Origin of the sequence: Achromobacter insuavis (assembly GCF_902859645.1) — a bacterium.
GTDB lineage: Bacteria > Pseudomonadota > Gammaproteobacteria > Burkholderiales > Burkholderiaceae_B > Achromobacter > Achromobacter insuavis.
Genome location: NZ_CADIJR010000001.1, coordinates 390,415 through 407,541 on the forward strand (window position 1 = coordinate 390,415; position 17,127 = coordinate 407,541).

The 17,127-nt window shown below is 66.5% G+C and carries 12 protein-coding genes; 6 read left to right on the top strand and 6 right to left on the bottom strand.

The window, feature by feature from the left end; translation table 11 throughout:
• Nucleotides 1-79: 79 nt before the first annotated feature.
• Entirely contained in the window at nt 80-2,329 is a 2,250-nt protein-coding gene (locus H0523_RS01775) for a TonB-dependent receptor (protein ID WP_054429646.1), read from the top strand.
• Between the two features lie 317 nt (nt 2,330-2,646).
• The gene (locus H0523_RS01780) at nt 2,647-4,914 is read left to right on the top strand and encodes a TonB-dependent receptor (RefSeq protein ID WP_054429645.1); all 2,268 of its coding nucleotides are present in this window, start codon (nt 2,647-2,649) and stop codon (nt 4,912-4,914) included.
• 99 nt (nt 4,915-5,013) lie between these two features.
• Here the strand turns inward: H0523_RS01780 and serB are convergent, their stop codons facing one another.
• Together serB and mfd are read right to left on the bottom strand one after the other, a co-directional pair.
• The gene (gene serB, locus H0523_RS01785; RefSeq protein ID WP_054429644.1) at nt 5,014-5,871 is read right to left on the bottom strand and encodes a phosphoserine phosphatase SerB; all 858 of its coding nucleotides are present in this window, start codon (nt 5,869-5,871) and stop codon (nt 5,014-5,016) included.
• A 23-nt stretch (nt 5,872-5,894) separates the two neighbouring features.
• Entirely contained in the window at nt 5,895-9,377 is a 3,483-nt protein-coding gene (gene mfd / locus H0523_RS01790) for a transcription-repair coupling factor (RefSeq protein WP_082385495.1), read from the bottom strand.
• A 29-nt stretch (nt 9,378-9,406) separates the two neighbouring features.
• Between mfd and ispD the strand changes: the two genes are divergently transcribed.
• The 3 genes from ispD (at nt 9,407) to H0523_RS01805 (ending at nt 12,951) form a co-directional block, all read left to right on the top strand.
• A complete protein-coding gene (gene ispD, locus H0523_RS01795; RefSeq protein ID WP_054429643.1) occupies nt 9,407-10,090 on the top strand; it encodes a 2-C-methyl-D-erythritol 4-phosphate cytidylyltransferase in 684 nt (227 codons plus the stop codon).
• Nucleotides 10,087-10,572, top strand: coding sequence for a 2-C-methyl-D-erythritol 2,4-cyclodiphosphate synthase (gene ispF, locus H0523_RS01800; RefSeq protein WP_054429642.1), 486 nt, complete (start codon nt 10,087-10,089; stop codon nt 10,570-10,572). Before ispD ends, ispF begins: the two co-directional genes overlap by 4 nt.
• 399 nt (nt 10,573-10,971) lie before the next feature.
• Nucleotides 10,972-12,951, top strand: a complete 1,980-nt coding sequence (locus tag H0523_RS01805) for a DUF4344 domain-containing metallopeptidase (RefSeq protein ID WP_082404360.1) — start codon at nt 10,972-10,974, stop codon at nt 12,949-12,951.
• Between the two features lie 73 nt (nt 12,952-13,024).
• Here H0523_RS01805 and H0523_RS01810 read toward each other — a convergent pair whose 3' ends face one another.
• From H0523_RS01810 to risA, 4 genes are all read right to left on the bottom strand, one after another.
• Nucleotides 13,025-13,543: a carboxymuconolactone decarboxylase family protein gene (locus tag H0523_RS01810; protein ID WP_025137075.1), complete on the bottom strand. Its 519-nt coding sequence runs from the start codon at nt 13,541-13,543 to the stop codon at nt 13,025-13,027.
• Between the two features lie 74 nt (nt 13,544-13,617).
• On the bottom strand, nt 13,618-14,166 hold the full coding sequence (locus H0523_RS01815) for a peroxiredoxin (RefSeq protein WP_006389231.1): 549 nt from the start codon (nt 14,164-14,166) through the stop codon (nt 13,618-13,620).
• A 59-nt stretch (nt 14,167-14,225) separates the two neighbouring features.
• Nucleotides 14,226-15,620 carry a sensor histidine kinase RisS gene (risS, locus tag H0523_RS01820; protein WP_006389232.1) on the bottom strand — a complete coding sequence of 465 codons (1,395 nt, stop codon included), beginning with the start codon at nt 15,618-15,620 and terminating at the stop codon, nt 14,226-14,228.
• A gap of 34 nt (nt 15,621-15,654) precedes the next feature.
• A complete protein-coding gene (gene risA / locus H0523_RS01825; RefSeq protein WP_003813882.1) occupies nt 15,655-16,389 on the bottom strand; it encodes a response regulator transcription factor RisA in 735 nt (244 codons plus the stop codon).
• Nucleotides 16,390-16,520: 131 nt separating this feature from the next.
• On the opposite strand from risA, the gene tsaB reads away from it, so the two are divergent.
• The coding region (gene tsaB / locus H0523_RS01830; protein WP_180179998.1) for a tRNA (adenosine(37)-N6)-threonylcarbamoyltransferase complex dimerization subunit type 1 TsaB at nt 16,521-17,127 on the top strand (607 nt) is incomplete at its 3' end.

The window sequence follows — 17,127 nt, forward strand, 5'->3', positions numbered from 1 at the left end:
GTTACCGCGTCCGATTTCCCTCGTCGAACTGAACCCGATCGGCTTTCCCGTTCAGAATCGCAACCTTTCATAAACAGAAATGGTTGTCATTCACAACCTGGAGGGCTTGATCGTGAAACGCGAAGATGCATGCGCGCTGAATTCACTGGCCGGGTCGCTGGCCGCCGCCGTGGCGATGCCCGCGCTGTTCGCCAGTCCCTATGCGATGGCGCAAGCGGGCGCCAGCCACATTCCCCAGCTGGCGCCGGTGCAGGTGGAGGGCGAGGCCTCGCCCTACCAGCCGGACAGCGTGCAGTCGTCCAAGATGACCGCGCCGCTGCTGGATACGCCGCGCTCGGTGCAGGTGGTGCCCAAGCAGGTCATCTCCGACCAGTCCGCGACCTCGCTGCAGGACGTGCTGCAGAACTCGCCGGGCATCACCTTCGCCGCGGGCGAAGGCGGACGCGCCGGCGGCGACCTGCCCGTCATCCGCGGCCAGAACGCCGCCAGCAGCCTGTTCCTGGACGGCATGCGCGACGTCAGCATGCAGGCGCGCGACACCTTCAACCTGGAACAGGTCGAGATCATCAAGGGCCCCGATTCGGTCTACGCCGGCCGCGGCGGCGCGGGCGGCAGCATCAACCTGGTCAGCAAGGCGCCCAAGGCCAAGGACGCCATCGAGGTCACGGGCCAGATCGGCACCGACAGTAACTACCGGGGCACGCTCGACAGCAACTGGCGGCTGGGCGAGAAGTCGGCCTTCCGTCTGAACGTCATGGGCAACAAGGGCGATGTGCCGGGCCGTGACAAGGCGGTGGACTTCGAGCGCTGGGGCGTGGCGCCGTCGCTGGCGCTGGGCATGGGCACGCCAACCCGTATCACGCTCAGCTACTACCACTACCAGAACGACAGCATGCCGGATTACTCCATCCCCTATGACCCGCGAGTGGGCCTGCCGGTGACGGAGACCCTGGGCATCAGCCGCAAGAACTTCTATGGCCTGGCCGGGCGCGATTTCATGAAGACGCGCGATGACCTGGCCACGGTCGATTTCCAGCATGATTTCTCCGACAGGCTCAAGCTGCGCAGCGTGGTGCGATATGGCCACGAGACCGCCGACTATCTGGCCACCCAACCCGACCTCACGCTCGCCAACCTGCCCGCGGGGATCGTGAACCGGCCGGCCTATGGCAGGTACTACACCACCAAGGCCTTCGCGAACCAGACCGACCTGAGCGGCGAGTTCGAGTCGGGCGGCGTCAAGCATGGCTTCGACCTGGGTTTCGAATACACCAGCGTCGAGCAGACCATGGCCTACAACAACGACCAGGTCCTGGCGTCGGATGGCGTCACCAAATGCCCGGCCGACCTGGCGCAGACCTCGCTGCGCGATCCCGATCCGAGCGTGTCCTATCCGTGCCGCACCGTCCGCAGCTGGCCGGCGCCCTATGCCACCGACACGCTGGCGCTGTACGGCTTCGACACGCTCAAGTTCGACGAGCAGTGGCAGGCCAGCGTCGGCCTGCGCTGGGATAACTACCGCGCCAGCGGCCACGACAAGAAAGAGCAGGGCTACCGCCGCACCGACAATCTGCTGAACTATCAGCTGGGCCTGGCGTACAAGCCGGTGCCCGAAGGCACGCTCTACGCCTCCTATGGCACGTCGTCGACGCCGTCCGCGGTGGCGGGCGCCACGGCGTCCGACATCCTGAGGAAAAGCTCGGACGAGGCGGCGGCGCCGGAAAAGAGCCGCTCGGTCGAGGCGGGCGTCAAATGGCAGGTGCTGGACGAACGCCTGACGCTCTCGGGCGCGGTGTTCCAGGACACGCGCAAGCACACCAACATCGAGGTGATGCCGAACGAGTACGAGCAGGCGGGCGAGACCCGGGTGCGCGGGATCGAACTGGGTTTCTCGGGTGCCATCACGCCCGCCTGGAACGTCTATGGCGGCTACACCTTCCTGGACAGCAAGCTGATCCGGGGCGGCCGCAAGGATATCGGCGCCGAGGGCCGGGACCTGCCGAACACGCCGCGCAACGCATTCAGCCTCTGGACCTCCTACAAGGTGCTGCCTGAACTGACGCTGGGCGCGGGCGCCTATTACGTCGACAAGGTCTACGGCAACACGAATACGGATGTCGATGCCCACGGCGCGCCCAAGACGCGCTGGGTGCCGTCGTACTGGCGCTTCGACGCCATGGCCAAGTACCGCTTCAGCCCGAATCTCTCGGTCCAGCTCAATGTGTTGAACGTGTTCGACGAGACGTTCTACACGCGGGCCAGGCCGAGCAACCATGCCGCGCTCGGCACGGGGCGGGCGGCCTTGCTGTCGGTGAAAGTGCGCTACTGATCGGCGCGCGGCATGAAGAAGGCCACCTTTCGAGGTGGCCTTTTTTTCATGGAGCCGTCGGGCGGGGACGTTGACGGGCGAGCCTTGAGAACGCCGGGAGGCTGTCGACGCGGCACGGCGCAATGGTTCAGTTTTTATTCAGGGAATACCCGCGTTATGAGTTGTTATATATCGCGAATGTTTACTTAACTTGTGTTGTTTTTTTCCCGACTTTACGAGGTATTCACCTTTCTTTCAGGAACCTTTCAGGTTCGGCGTCCAGAATCGCAACCTTCAAAAAAACAAGAATCGTTGTTATTCATATTCTGGAGAAAGCGTTGAAATCCGAAGACACTTTTGCCGTCACCTCGCTCAGCGGATCGCTGGCCGCGGTGCTGGCGACCCCGGCGCTGTTCCTGGCATCCGGCGCGCAGGCGCAATCGGGCGGCCAGGGCGTGACGCAGTTATCGCCCGTGCAGGTGCAGGGCGACACGCTGGTGCCGTACGACGTCAAGGATTCCGCCTCCACCAAGTTCACCGCGCCCTTGCTGGACACGCCCAAATCGGTGCAGGTGATCCCGCAGGAAGTGATCCAGAACCAGGCCGCCTCCACCCTGACGGAAGCGCTGCGCAACTCGCCCGGCATCACGTTCGGCGCGGGCGAGGGCGGCAATCCGCTCGGCGACCGTCCGATCATCCGCGGCTACGACGCCCAGGCCAGCACCTACGTGGATGGCATGCGCGACATCGGCGCGACCTCGCGCGAAGTGTTCAACCTGGAGCAGATCGAGGTCATCAAGGGCTCCGACGGCGCCTTTGGCGGCCGTGGCGGCGCCGGCGGCAGCATCAACCTGATCAGCAAGACGGCCAAGGCCGAGAACTTCACCGCGGCCAGCCTGGGCATCGGCACCGACAACTACTATCGCGGCACGATCGACAGCAACTGGCTGCTGGGCGAGAAGACCGCCTTCCGCCTGAACGCCATGTACCATGACGCCGACGTGGCCGGCCGCGACATGGTCAACAACAGCCGCTGGGGCGTGGCGCCCACCATCACCTTCGGCGTCAACACGCCGACCCGCGTGACGCTGAGCTACTACCACATGCAGTCGGACGACCTGCCCGACAGCGGCATCCCGTACGCCTACCCGAGCACCAAGGTGCAGCGCAACGGCAGCTACATGGGCGTCACGGAAACCGGCCCGGCCAGCGTCAACCGCAACAACTTCTACGGCCTGTCCAGCGACTACCGCAAGACCACGTCCGACATGGGCACGATCGGCATCGAGCACGATTTCTCGAACCGCCTGACCCTGCGCAACATGACGCGCTACACCTACTCGACCCAGGACTACGTCTGGACGCAGCCCGACGACAGCCAGGGCAACGTGCTCAACGGCCGCGTCTGGCGCCGCGCCAACACCCGCGCCAGCCGCGTCGACAGTCTGGCCAACCAGACCGAGCTGACGGGCAAGTTCGAGACCGGCTCGCTCAAGCACAGCTTTAACGTCGGCATCGAGCTGTCCAAGGAAGAAGGCAAGAAGGACACGCTGGCGGTCAACCGCGGCTCGGGCTCGGGCCCGGCGAACGCGTGCAATGCACTGGGCGCGGCATCGAACTACAACTGCACCAGCCTGTACGACCCGGATCCGCACGATCCCTGGGTCAACACGCTGGACGGCGACCGCCTCGGCCAGCCGACCCGCTCGCGCACCATCACCAAGTCGATCTACGCTTTCGACACCGTTGAACTGTCGCCGCAATGGCTGGTCAACGGCGGCCTGCGCCTGGACCGCTACGAGACCAAGTTCACCAATACCCCGGCCAACAACTACCAGGTCATCAAGCGCGACGACACGCTGCTGAACTACCAGCTGGGCCTGGTGTTCAAGCCGACCGACAACGGCAGCGTGTACGTGTCGTACGCGACCTCGTCGACGCCGTCCAACGCCACGCTGGGCGAAGGCAGCGAAAGCCTGGCCCTGACGCCGGGTCGCGGCAACGTCGGCCTGAACGCGGCCGACATGGCGCCGGAAAAGAACAAGACCTACGAGATCGGCACCAAGTGGGATGTGCTCGACCGCCGCATGACGCTGACGGCCGCGCTGTTCCGCACCGAGACCACCAACGCCCGCGTCACGCTGCCGTCCGGCGACTACGCCATGGCCGGCAAGAAGGAAGTGAACGGCCTGGAGCTGGGTTTCTCGGGCAGCATCACGCCGGCCTGGCAGGTGTTCGGCGGCTACACGTTCATGAAGAGCAAGCTCAAGGACGGTTCGGGCGCCGACGAGGGCAACGATTTCCCCAACACGCCCGAGAACAGCTTCAGCCTGTGGTCGACCTACGCGGTGACGCCGGACTTCACGCTGGGCGGCGGCGCCTATTACGTGGGCAAGCAGTACGGCAACACCACCAACACCACCTACATTCCGTCGTACTGGCGCTTCGACGCGATGGCCGGCTACCGCTTCAACAAGAACTGGAACGTGCAGCTGAACGTCTTCAACCTGTTCGACAAGACCTACTACGACAAGGCCTATCCGGCGCACTACGCCAACATCGCGCCGGGCCGCTCGGCGATCCTGAGCGTGAACATGCGCTATTGATTCGCGAGTCCGGGCGCCGCGCATGCGGTTCCCGGGCGGGTTCAGCCCAAGAAAAAGCCACCTCGACGGTGGCTTTTTTCTTGGGCGGATGCGGCGCGATCAGCTTTCGAACCAGTTCAGCACGCCGTCCAGGCCAGAGACGTTCAGCGCGTAGCGCGTCTGCTGCCGCACCAGCGGCTTGGCGTGGTAGGCCACCGGGAAGCCGGCGGCGCCCAGCATCTTCAGGTCGTTGGCGCCATCGCCCATGGCGATGATCTGTTCCTTGGTCGCGCCATGGGTGCGGGCGAACTCGCGCAGGTACACGGCCTTGGCGTCGGCGTCCAGGATGTCGCCGAGCACGCGGCCCGTCAGCACGCCGTTGTCGATCTCCAGCGTATTGGCGTGGGCGCTGTCCAGCCGCAGGCGCTCGCGCAGGCGGTCGGTGAAGAAAGTGAAGCCGCCCGACACCAGCAGCACCTTGATGCCGGCCGCCTGGGCGGTGGTGATCAGGCGCTCGGCGCCCGGGTTCAGGCGCAGCTTCTCGGTGTAGACCTGCTCCAGGGCCTCGGCCGGCACGTCCTTGAGCAGCGCGACGCGGCGGCGCAGGCTGTCGGAGAAGTCCTTGATCTCGCCGCGCATCGCCGCCTCGGTGATCTCCGAGACCTTGTCCTTGACGCCCGCCACGCCGGCGATCTCGTCGATGCACTCGATGTTGATGAGCGTCGAGTCCATGTCCATCGCCAGCACCTTGCAGTGCGACAGCTTCAGGCCGGCCGGCACGAAGGCGGTATCGACGCCGTGGCGCTCGGCCCACGACACCACCTGGGCGCGGGTCGCGTCATCGTGCTGCACGTCGAGCAGGCGGGCCGCGGTGGCGCTGATGCGGGCCACGCCCTGCGCCTGCGCCAGGGCGGCGATCTGTTCGGCGTGTTCGACCGTCAGGCCGGGGGATTGAACGACGAGGTGATGGATAGTCATAAAAATGCGAAGGTCGGGGCGGGTTACTTCAAGGCGCGCAGCACGGCGCGCACGGCGTCGGCGCGGGCCGGGATCTGCGCGGCCTTGATCTCAACCCGCAATTTATCCTGTCCGGCGAGTTTGATGTGGCGTTGTCGCTGCACCAGCTCGATGATTTTCGCCGGATCGACGCTGGTCTTGGGGCCGAACTGCAGCAGCGCCTGGGTTTCGCTGGCGTCGATCTTGACGATGCCCAGCGGTTGCGCGGCCAGGCGCAGGCGGTGCGTGGTCAGCAGCGTCTGCGCCGCTTCGGGCAGCTTGCCGAAGCGGTCGATCAGTTCTTCCTGGATCTGGATCAGGTCGTCTTCATCGGCGGCGTGGGCCAGGCGCTTGTAGACGCTCAGGCGCGCGTGCACGTCGGCGCAGTAGTCGGACGGCAGCAGCGCCGGCGCATGCAGGTTGACCTCGCAGGCGAGGTTGAAGGGCGCGTCCAGGTCCGGCTCCTCGCCGGCGCGCAGGGCGCGCACCGCCTCGTTCAGCATCTCGTTGTACATCGAGAAGCCCACTTCCTGGATGTTGCCGGACTGCGAGTCGCCCAGCACCTCGCCGGTGCCGCGGATCTCCAGGTCGTGCATGGCCAGGTAGAAGCCCGAGCCCAGTTCCTCCATGGCCTGGATCGCCTCCAGCCGCTTCTTGGCGTTGCTGGTGATGGCGTCCTCGCCCGGCGTCAGCAGGTAGGCGTAGGCCTGGTGGTGCGAACGGCCGACGCGGCCGCGCAGCTGGTGCAGCTGCGCCAGGCCGAAACGGTCGGCGCGGTGGATCACGATGGTGTTGGCGCTGGGCACGTCGATACCGGTCTCGATGATGGTGGTGCACAGCAGCACGTTGTAGCGCTGCTGGTAGAAGCCCTTCATCACCTGTTCCAGCTCGCGCTCGGGCATCTGGCCGTGGGCCACCGCGATGCGGGCCTCGGGCACCAGCTCTTCGAGGCGGGCGCGGCGGTTGTGGATGGTCTCGACCTCGTTGTGCAGGAAGTAGCATTGGCCGCCGCGCTTGAGCTCGCGCAGCAGCGCTTCGCGCAGCGTGCTGCCGTCTTCGCGCCGCACGAAGGTCTTGATGGCCAGCCGCTTTTGCGGCGCCGTGGCGATGACCGAAAAATCGCGGATGCCTTCCAGCGACATGCCGAGCGTGCGCGGGATCGGCGTGGCCGTCAGCGTCAGCACGTCGACCTCGGCGCGCAGCGCCTTGAGCGCCTCCTTCTGGCGCACGCCGAAGCGGTGTTCCTCGTCGATGATGACCAGCCCGAGGCGCTTGAACTTCACGTCCTTGGACAGGATCTTGTGGGTGCCGATGACGATGTCGACGCGGCCGTCGTTGATGCCCTCGATGGCCGCGGACACTTCCTTGGCCGAGCGGAAGCGCGACAGCTCCACCACCCGCACCGGCCAGTCGGCGAAGCGGTCGGAGAAGGTCTGCGCATGCTGTTCGGCCAGCAGCGTGGTGGGGCAGAGCAGGGCGACCTGCTTGCCGTTGGCCACGGCCAGGAACGCGGCGCGCAGCGCCACCTCGGTCTTGCCGAAGCCGACGTCGCCGCACACCAGGCGGTCCATCGGGCGGCCCGAGGTCATGTCGGCGATCACGGCCTCGATGGCGGCGGCCTGGTCAGCGGTCTCCTCGAAGCCGAAGCCTTCGGCGAAGGCCTGGTAGTCGTTGAGCGGCAGGTTGAAGGCGAAGCCCTCGCGCGCGGCGCGCTGCGCATACAGCGCCAGCAGTTCGGCGGCGGTGTCGCGCACCTGCCTGGCGGCCTTGCGGCGCGCCTTGTCCCACTGGCCCGAGCCCAGCTGGTGCAGCGGCGCGGCTTCCGGATCGGCGCCGCTGTAGCGGGCGATCACGTGCAGTTGCGATACCGGCACATACAGCGTGCTGCCGTTGGCGTATTCGAGATGCAGGAACTCCATCTCGCCTTCGCCCATGTCCATGTTGACCAGGCCGTGGTAGCGGCCGATGCCGTGCTGCGCGTGCACCACGGGGTCGCCGGCGCGCAGTTCGGACAGGTCGCGCACCATCGCTTCGACGTTGCTGGCACGCTCCTGGTCGCGCTTGCCGCGCCGGCCGGTGCTGGTCAGCCCCGGATAGAGGTCGTTCTCGGTCAGGAACGCCAGGTTGGCCTGCGGCAGTTCGAAGCCGGTGGCCAGTGGCGCGGCGACGATGCCGAAGTGGGCGTCGGAGGCCAGGAAAGCCTCGATGCTGTCCGGCTGCGCGTCGGGCGTGACGCCGAACTCGTTGAGCATCTGCACCAGCGTCTCGCGGCGGCCGGCCGAGTCGGCGCACAGCAGCACGCGGCCTTGCGGCTTGCCGACATGCGTGCGCAGCTTGGCGATCGGGTCCTCGGCGCGGCGCGCCACGCTGACGTCGGGCGCGGCGCGAAAGTCGGGGTGCGGCTGGCCGGCGGCCAGCGCCAGGCGGCGGAAATCCTTCAGGCGGGCGTACAGCGCCTGTTCGTCCAGGAACAGCGCGGACGGCGGCAGCACCGGGCGCTCGCGGTCGCTCTTGAGGAAGCCGTAGCGGCTGCCGGTGTCCTGGCTGAAACGCATCATGGCGTCGTCGATGTCGCCGACGGTGACGGTGATGGTGCCTTCCGCCAGGTAGTCGAACAGCGTCGCGGTTTCGTCGAAGAACAGCGGCAGGTAGTACTCGACCCCGGCGAAGGGGATGCCGTTGCCGATGTCCTTGTAGGGCAGGGCGCGCGAGGGATCGCCTTCGAACTCTTCGCGGAAGCGCGCGCGGAAGCGGTTGCGCGAGTCCTCGTCCATCGGAAACTCGCGGCCCGGCAGCAGCTGCACCTCGCGCACCGGATACAGGCTGCGCTGGGTGTCGACGTCGAAGCTGCGGATGGTCTCGATCTCGTCATCGAACAGGTCCAGCCGGTAGGGCAGCGCCGATCCCATCGGGAACAGGTCGATCAGGCCGCCGCGCAGACAGAACTCGCCGGGCGCGGTGACCTGGGTGACGTGGTTGTAGTTCGCCAGCGTCAGCTGCGCGCGCAGCGCCGCCTCGTTGAGCTTGTCCTTCTGCTTGAAGGAGAAGGTGTAGGCCGCCAGGAAGGAGGGCGGCGCCAGCCGGTACAGCGCGGTGGTGACCGGCACCGTCAGCACGTCCACCGTCTTCATCATCAGCGAATGCAGGGTGTGCAGGCGCTCGGAGATCAGATCCTGGTGCGGCGAGAAGGCGTCGTACGGCAGCGTTTCCCAGTCGGGCAGCTGGCGCACGCGCAGGCCGGGCGCGAACAGCGCGATTTCCTCGGCCAGGCGCTGGGCTTCGAGCGGCTCGGCGGTCAGCACCACCAGCGGCGCGGCCGCCTGCCGGGCCAGGTCGGCCAGCAGCCAGGCGTCGCCGGAGCCCGGCGGGCGAGGCTGCGCATAGCGCGCGCCGGCTTTGAGCGCGGCAAGGGTGGGGGCGGTCGCGGGAACGGGCGGCGCTGCCGTGGCGGAGGAGGTGGGAGCGGGCATCAGGCTGGGAGCAGGCATCAAGCGGAAGATTATAAAATCACCGAACCATGTCTGACTCAATCATTGCCATCGTTCCCGCCGCCGGCGTCGGCGCCCGCGCCAGCCGCCCCGGCGCCGAGAGCGTGCCCAAACAATACCGTCCGTTGGCCGGACAGCCCATGCTGCGCCACGCGGTGGCCGCTTTGCTCGCCGACGACCGCGTGTCGCAGGTGCGGGTGGCGGTGACGCCGGGCGACGGCTGGGTCGACCAGGCCGTGGCCGGCCTGCCCCGCACCGTCTGGCGCGCCTGCGGCGGCGCCACCCGCGCCGATACCGTGGCGGGGGCGCTGGCCGACAGCGGCGTCTCCGACGATACCTGGGTGCTGGTGCACGACGCGGCCCGCCCCGGCCTGCCGGCCGCGGCGCTGGCGCGCCTGATCGACGCCTGCCTGGCGGATCCGGTCGGCGGCCTGCTGGCGCTGCCGGTGGCCGACACCGTCAAGGGTGGCCACGAGCGGGTCGAGCGCACGCTCGACCGCAACGGCCTGTGGCTGGCGCAGACGCCGCAGATGTTCCGCGCCGGCGCCCTGCGCGACGCGCTGACGGCCGCCGCGGTGAACGGCGTGGCGGTGACCGACGAGGCCTCGGCGATCGAGGCCGCCGGCTACGCGCCGCTGCTGGTGCCCGGCGCGATGCGCAATTTCAAAGTGACCTGGCCGGACGATTTCGAACTGATGGAAAAATGGCTATGAGTATTCCTTTCCGCGTTGGACAGGGTTTTGACGTGCATGCGCTGGTCGAGGGCCGGCCGCTGATCATCGGCGGCGTGACCATTCCCCACAGCCACGGCCTGCTGGGTCATTCCGACGCCGATGTGCTGCTGCACGCGATCACCGACGCCCTGCTGGGCGCGGCCGGCCTCGGCGACATCGGCCGCCATTTCCCCGACACCGATCCGGCCTTCAAGGGCGCGGACAGCCGCGTGCTCTTGCGCGAGGCCATGGCGCGGGTGCGCCAGGCCGGCTGGACGCCGGTGAACATCGACGCGACCCTGCATGCGCAGGCGCCCAAGATCGGCCCGCATGCGCCGGCCATGGTCAGGAACATCGCGGCCGACACCGGCCTGGCCGAAACCGAGGTCAACATCAAGGCCAAGACCAACGAAGGCCTGGGTTACCTGGGGCGCAAGGAAGGCATCGCGGCGACCGTGGTGACATTGCTGGCGCGGACCTGACAGCCGCCAGGCCAACCCGTTTTTGAACGCATGGCGCGGATTTCTCCGCGCCATTGTTTTTGCGCGCATGCGTTGTTTTATTCGCACGGATATTCGTACGGATACATGTCCATAATAAATTAACAAAACGCAAAAAAAGCCGCGAGCCGCGCCCTTGCTGAGGTTTGGCGGGATTGCGCGTGATTTCGGCCGTCGGCGCCGGAAACGCCGCCTGCTTTCGTCTTGCGGGTGCATTTGAACTGGAATACTCTGCCGCTACTTAACGTCTGGATAATAGGGACACTAGAAATGCATGTACGTGGCGCTGCCTTGTTTTTGGCCCTGGTCGCCTTTGGTTCGCCTGCACATGCAGAATTCGAGCAGCAGCTCGGCCCGCTTTCCGGGGCTGTCCGATCCCAGATGCTGCAGGGCTGGACCGCGGGCGTCGAGGATGGCTGGTTCACCTTGCGCAACCGGGCGGCCGCCGGCAGCGAACAGACGCTGTATCTCAACGTGGGCGAGGCGCCGGAAAGCGGCCGCATCACCGACGTCAACGTGGTCCTGAACTCGACCAACCCCAAGGCCTCGATCGGCCTGGTGCTGAACAACCGCGCGCGCAAGGCCCTTTGCCTGCTCGAACTCACGGCCGCCAAGCAGACCATCCTGTTCTGTCTGAACGGCGACAAGCGCCGCGATATCGCCAACGTGCCCAACGTGGCCAAGCTGGACGGCTCCGACCGCATCAAGGTCGTCGAAGTCCCGGGCGCGGCGCGCTTCATCGTCAACGGCCAGAAGATCGGCGACATCGAAGACGAGCCGGCGCTGGGTTCCGAACTGGGCATCATGGCGTATGACGTCGGCACCTTCGGGATCGCCGACTTCACCATCAATTCGAGCCTGAATTCCAACAAGCCGGCCGGCGGCGCGCCGCAACAGGGCGGGGCGCCCCAGCAGCAGCCGCCGCGCGCGCCCCAGCAACAGCCGCAATCCGGCGCGAACAGCGGCGTGCCGGGTTCCGGACCGCTGCCGACCTTCGGTGGCGATACCGTGCGCATGGTGTCGGTCTATGCCGGCATCATGCGCAGCATCTTCCTGCACGAGTTCGGCCATGCCCTGATCGGCGAACTCGAATTGCCGTCGACCGGCGCCGAGGAAGACGCGGTCGACATCTATTCGGCGCTGCAGATCGTCGAGCCGACCATGTACCCGTCCAAGGACAAGGAAGCCAACGCCATGGTTAACGGCGGCGCGACCTACGCCGCGCTGCAGTGGTACTACAGCGGCAAGCTGGCCGAAGCCAAGGGCGCGGGCAACTCGCCCTGGCAGGACGAGCACACCGGCGACCTCAAGCGCTTTCGCAACATGCTGTGCATCATGTACGGCGGCAACCCCGGCGTGTTCGAATCCCTGGTCCAGCAGGTCGGCTTCGAGGACCGGACCAAGGCGCGCTGCGCGGATGAGTACTCCAAGCAGAACCGCGCCTGGCGCAGGATCCTGGCGCCCCACACCCGCGTCGGCGCCTGGACGCCGGACGGCGAGCAGCCGGCCAACGCGCCCGGCGCGCCGGTCAACGTGGTGTTCGAGCCGTCGTCGCGCCGCGTCGGCAACCTGTTCGCCATCAACCTGTCCCAGCCGATCGGCAACAACATCAAGGAACTGGGCAAGACCTACGTCCTGCCGCGGCCGGTCAATGTGGTGTTCAAGGATTGCGGCAAGCTCAACGCCTGGTACAGCCCGCGCGAAGGCACGATCACCATGTGCTACGAGCTGATCGAGAATATCGCGGTGATGGTGTCCGACATCGAGATGGGCACGGTCGGCGGCGAACCCAAGCAGGGCGGCGCGGCCGCGCCCCAACAGCAACAGCAACAGCCGCAGCAGCAACCGCAGCAACAGCCGCGTCAGCAATCCGGCGGCGCCGCGCCCAGCGGCGGCTTCGACGAACTGCGCGACCTCGGCGTGCCGCCGACCACCTTGCTGTTCTCGTCGCCCTACAAGGGCCCGACGCCGAGCAGCCACCCGCGCGCCAAGGTCATCACGACGCGCGACCTGGTGGCCCTGTACAAGAACGAAAAGAACCTGCTGGTGATCGACACCAGCGGCTCGAACGAGACGCTGCCCGATGCCTTCCCGCTGATCGACGCGGGCTCGGACGGCAGCGTCGCAGACCAGATGCAGAACGCCTTCGACGGCTGGCTGCACAAGAAGACGGGCACCGAAAAGGAACATAACGTTCCCCTGGTGTTCGTGGGCGCCAGCATGAACGACCGCTCGTCCTACAACGCCGCGCTGCGCGCCGGCACGCTGGGCTGGCCGGCCTACTGGTACCGCGGCGGGATCGAGGCCTGGGTCGCCAACGGCCTGCCGATGGTGAAGGTCAAGACCGCCCAGGACAAATAAGCGCCGCGGCGCCACGCGCCCAATAAAAAACCCGCCTGCTCGCGCAGGCGGGTTTTTTTTCGTCAGCCGGGGCTTACTTGCCCTGGGCGGCCAGCGCCAGGGCGGCGGCATTGACCACGGAGGCGATGCGGCCGGCATCGCGCAGCTGTTCCGTCGACAGGCCGTCCTTCTTCAGGTTCTCGTAGTGCGAGGCGACGCAGAAGTGGCACTTGCCGATGATCGAAGCCACCAGCGCGAACAGCTCGAAGCGCTTCTTGTCGACGCCGCCATGGGTGGCGTAGGCGTTCATGCGCAGCTGGGCCGGCAGGCTCTTGAGCTGGGCGTCGCCGGTCATCTCGACATACGGGTACCAGGTGTTGTTCATGCCCATCAGCGCCGAGGCGGTCAGCGCGGCATTGGCGTCGGCTTCCGACAGGCCGCTCTTGAAGGCTTCGACCAGCACCGGGCTGCGCGCGGCGTAGGCGGCCGACAGGGCGGCGCCGACGGCGTCTTCCGGGGCCAGGGTCGAGCGGGCGATCACGGCGTCCAGATTCAGGCGGATGTCCTTGGCCCAATCCGGCAGCTGTTCCTTAATGGTCGTCAGAAATTCCATAGTTTTTACCTATAATCTAGCGCAGTTAAAGCCCGGCGAAGGACCTGCGGACAGGTCCCCGGCCGGGCTGGAAATTACAGCGTGGCGCCGCCAACCGTACGGTTGCACGGGCACAGCTCGTCGGTCTGCAGACCGTCGAGCAGACGCAGGACTTCTTCCGGGTTACGGCCGACGTTCAGGTTGTTCACCGAAACGTGCTGGATCGTGTTGTCCGGGTCGACGATGAAGGTGGCGCGCAGGGCAACGCCAGCGCCCTTTTCACGCACGCCCAGCTGGTCGATCAGGGCGCCGGTGGTGTCGCCGAACTGGTAGTGACCCAGCTTGTTCAGGTCCGGGTGCTCACGGCGCCAGGCCAGCTTGACGAATTCGTTGTCGCTCGAGCCACCCAGCAGGACGGCGTCGCGGTCTTCGAAATCCTTGGCCAGCTTGTTGAAGCCGACGATTTCGGTCGGGCACACGAACGTGAAGTCCTTCGGGTAGAAGTAGATCACCTTCCACTTGCCGGGGAACGAGCTTTCGGTGATGTCTTCGAAAGCCGAGACGCCGTTTTCTTCGTGCTGGTTGAAGCCGGGCTTGACGCCGGTAACCTTGAAGGGCTCGAGTTTGTCGCCAACAGTTTTCATGTTTACTCCCAGTAGTTGTTGGTGGAATTAAGGCGGTGCCTCAAACCATAAATTCTACGCTATGGATTATCGTTGTCTAATTGATAATTCCTAAACTTCGCTTTGGGCAACTCTATGCGGGCGGTCAGTCCGCCGCCCTCGCGCGGCAGCATGCGCAGGGCGCCGCCGACGTGCTTGAGCAGGCGTTCGACGATCGCCAGGCCCAGGCCGGCGCCGCTGACGCCGGTGCGGGCGGCTTCGCCGCGCGAGAAGGGACGCAACAGGCGGTCGACGTCCTCGGGGGCGATGCCGGGACCGCGGTCGGACACCTCGATCACGATCATGCCGCCCTCAGCTTGCAGTGTCATGACCAGATGGGCCATGCCGTCGGTCGAGCGGCCATAGCGGCGCGCGTTCTCGATCAGGTTGCTGACGATGCGCTTCAGGTCCAGCGCGGTGATGCGGGCGCGCAGGCCGGGTTCGAGCGTGGCGTCCAGCTCGCCGCCCAGCGACGAGGTGTGGCTGCGCTCGCGCTCGTACAGCTCGGCCAGCACGGCGGAAATGTCGGTGGCCAGTTGCGGCAGGGTGCCGGCGGGACGGGCGTACTCCATCAGCTGGCCGATGCTGTGGTCGATCTGGCCGAGGTCCTCGTCGATCGCCTGGCGCGCGTCTTCCGACACGCCGCTCAGTTCGATTTCCAGGCGCATGCGCGCCAGCGGCGTTCGCAGGTCATGGGAAATGCCCGCCAGCATCAGCTCGCGGTCGGCCTCGGCCTGCCGCAAGTCCTTGGCCATGCGGTTGAACGAGGCGTTCAGGTCGCGGATCTCCAGCGGGCCCTGCTCGGGCAGGGGCGCCGGGGTCTCGCCGCGCGACAGCACCTGGGCCGCGCGCGCCAGCCGCGACAGCGGCCGGTTGACAAAGCCGACGCTGACCGCCGCGCCCACCAGGGACAGCAGTAGCGCCGTGGCGCCCCATCCCAGCCATTCGATGCCGCCGGTCAGTCCGATCTGCTCGCGCTCGAACACCAGCCAGTAAAGATCCTTTTCGATCTGGAAGCTGACCCAGAATCCGGGCACCTGGTTCACGCCCCAGGCGATCTGGGTTTCCGGGCCGAAGCGCGTGCGGATGTGCTGCGCCACGCGCTGCCAGTAATCGTCGTCGGGAAGGGCTTCGGCGAAGTCGGTGACCTCGCGCGGATAGACCTGGATGCCTTCATTGGTGGCCAGGTCGAGCAGGAGCTTGCTGCGTTCGCCGTTATGGGAATAGATCAGCGCGGTGCGCGTGATATTGACGGCCGTGATCACCCGCTGCGCCATCTGATTGGCGCGCGGTCCCAGCTCCATGCTGAAGAAGACTTGTAGCCACGCCCCAAGACTGACCAGCATCAAGGCGGCCAGCAGCAGGAACGTGCGGCCGAACAAGCCAAGCCGCAGACGTGAAGTCAGGTTCCTGAAGGTTTTGCGCAAGCGGGGCACGAGGCTGCGCTCCTGCCCGGGGCGGGCGTATCGATCAACTACCACCGTCCGGCACAAACACGTATCCGAGACCCCAGACGGTCTGGATGAATACGGGCTTGGACGGATTCGGCTCGATCAGCTTGCGCAGGCGCGAGATCTGCACGTCGAGGCTGCGGTCGAAGGCTTCGTATTCGCGGCCGCGGGCCAGTTCCATGAGCTTGTCGCGCGACAGCGGAATCTTCGGGTGGCGGGCAAACACCTTGAGCACCGAGAATTCGCCGGTCGTGATGGGCACCTGTTCGCCGTTGCGCGTGAGCGTGCGGGTCGACAGGTTCAGCACGTAGGGGCCGAAGGCGATGGATTCGTTTTCCTGGCTGGGGGCGCCGGGATGTTCCTCGGTGCCGCGGCGGCGCAGGATCGCGTTGATCCGGGCCAGCAGCTCACGGGGATTGAACGGTTTGGACAGGTAGTCGTCCGCGCCCATCTCCAGGCCGACGATGCGGTCGATTTCTTCCGCCTTGGCCGTCAGCATGATGATGGGAGTATTGTCGTGGCCACCGCGCAGCCGGCGGCAGATGGACAGGCCATCTTCGCCGGGCAGCATCAGATCCAGCACGAGCAGGTCGAAGTGCTCGCGTTGCCAGAGTTTGCCCATCTCTTTGGCGTCTTCGGCAACGAAAACGTTGAATCCCTGCTCGGACAGATACCGACGCAGCAAATCGCGCAAGCGCGGATCATCGTCGACGACGAGGATTTTTCGGGTGGGGGTGGTGTTTTGCGTGTTCATGGCCGGAAATGTAACAGTGACAAGAACCAGCGGCTAGTGGGCGTTCACAAGATATTACACATTGCGAACCATGGTTGAAATCCCCCTTACATACGGGGGGAATCCCCCGGCATTTCGTACAATCTGCATCTATGGAACTAAACCTGCTGGCTCTGGAAACCTCTTCGTCGCGGTGCGGCGTGGCCCTTTTGCGCGTCTCCGACGGGCGGCTGGAGGTCGCCGTCCGCGAACACGAGGGCTCCCAGGAGCACGCGGAACGCCTCTTGCCGATGGCCAATGAACTGCTGGCCGAGGCCGGCCTGGCGCCTGACGCCCTGCAGGCGGTGGCGTTCGGCCAGGGGCCGGGCGGCTTCACCGGGCTGCGCGTGGCCTGCGGCGTGGCCCAGGGCATGGCCATGGGCCTGGGCATCCCGGTATTGCCGGTGGTCTCGCATCAGGCCGTGGCCGCCCAGGCGGGCGGCGGGCCGGACGACGCCATCGTGGTGGCGCTGGACGCCCGCATGAACGAAGTCTATCTGGCGGTCTACCGCCAGGGCGCCGGCCCGACGGGCGAGCCCGTCTGGGACACCCTGCAGGCGCCGCTGCTGATCGCGGCCGCCGAAGTGGCGCCCTGGACGGCGCACCACCTGCCGGCCTGGTCGCGCGCCGCCGGGCGGCCGCTGCAGGCGCTGCTGGCGGGTGACGCCTGGGACGCCTACGCCGCCGAGATGACCATTCCCGCGGGCTGGCGCCGCGCCG

Bases quoted from the DNA above. Each gene is read 5' to 3' on its own strand.
- H0523_RS01810 (WP_025137075.1), bottom strand. From the start codon at position 13,543: ATGGAATTTCTGACGACCATTAAGGAACAGCTGCCGGATTGGGCCAAG.
- risA (WP_003813882.1), bottom strand. From the start codon at position 16,389: ATGAACACGCAAAACACCACCCCCACCCGAAAAATCCTCGTCGTCGAC.
- H0523_RS01775 (WP_054429646.1), top strand. From the start codon at position 80: ATGGTTGTCATTCACAACCTGGAGGGCTTGATCGTGAAACGCGAAGAT.
- mfd (WP_082385495.1), bottom strand. From the start codon at position 9,377: ATGCCTGCTCCCAGCCTGATGCCCGCTCCCACCTCCTCCGCCACGGCA.
- ispF (WP_054429642.1), top strand. From the start codon at position 10,087: ATGAGTATTCCTTTCCGCGTTGGACAGGGTTTTGACGTGCATGCGCTG.
- ispD (WP_054429643.1), top strand. From the start codon at position 9,407: ATGTCTGACTCAATCATTGCCATCGTTCCCGCCGCCGGCGTCGGCGCC.
- H0523_RS01805 (WP_082404360.1), top strand. From the start codon at position 10,972: ATGCTGCAGGGCTGGACCGCGGGCGTCGAGGATGGCTGGTTCACCTTG.
- serB (WP_054429644.1), bottom strand. From the start codon at position 5,871: ATGACTATCCATCACCTCGTCGTTCAATCCCCCGGCCTGACGGTCGAA.
- H0523_RS01815 (WP_006389231.1), bottom strand. From the start codon at position 14,166: ATGAAAACTGTTGGCGACAAACTCGAGCCCTTCAAGGTTACCGGCGTC.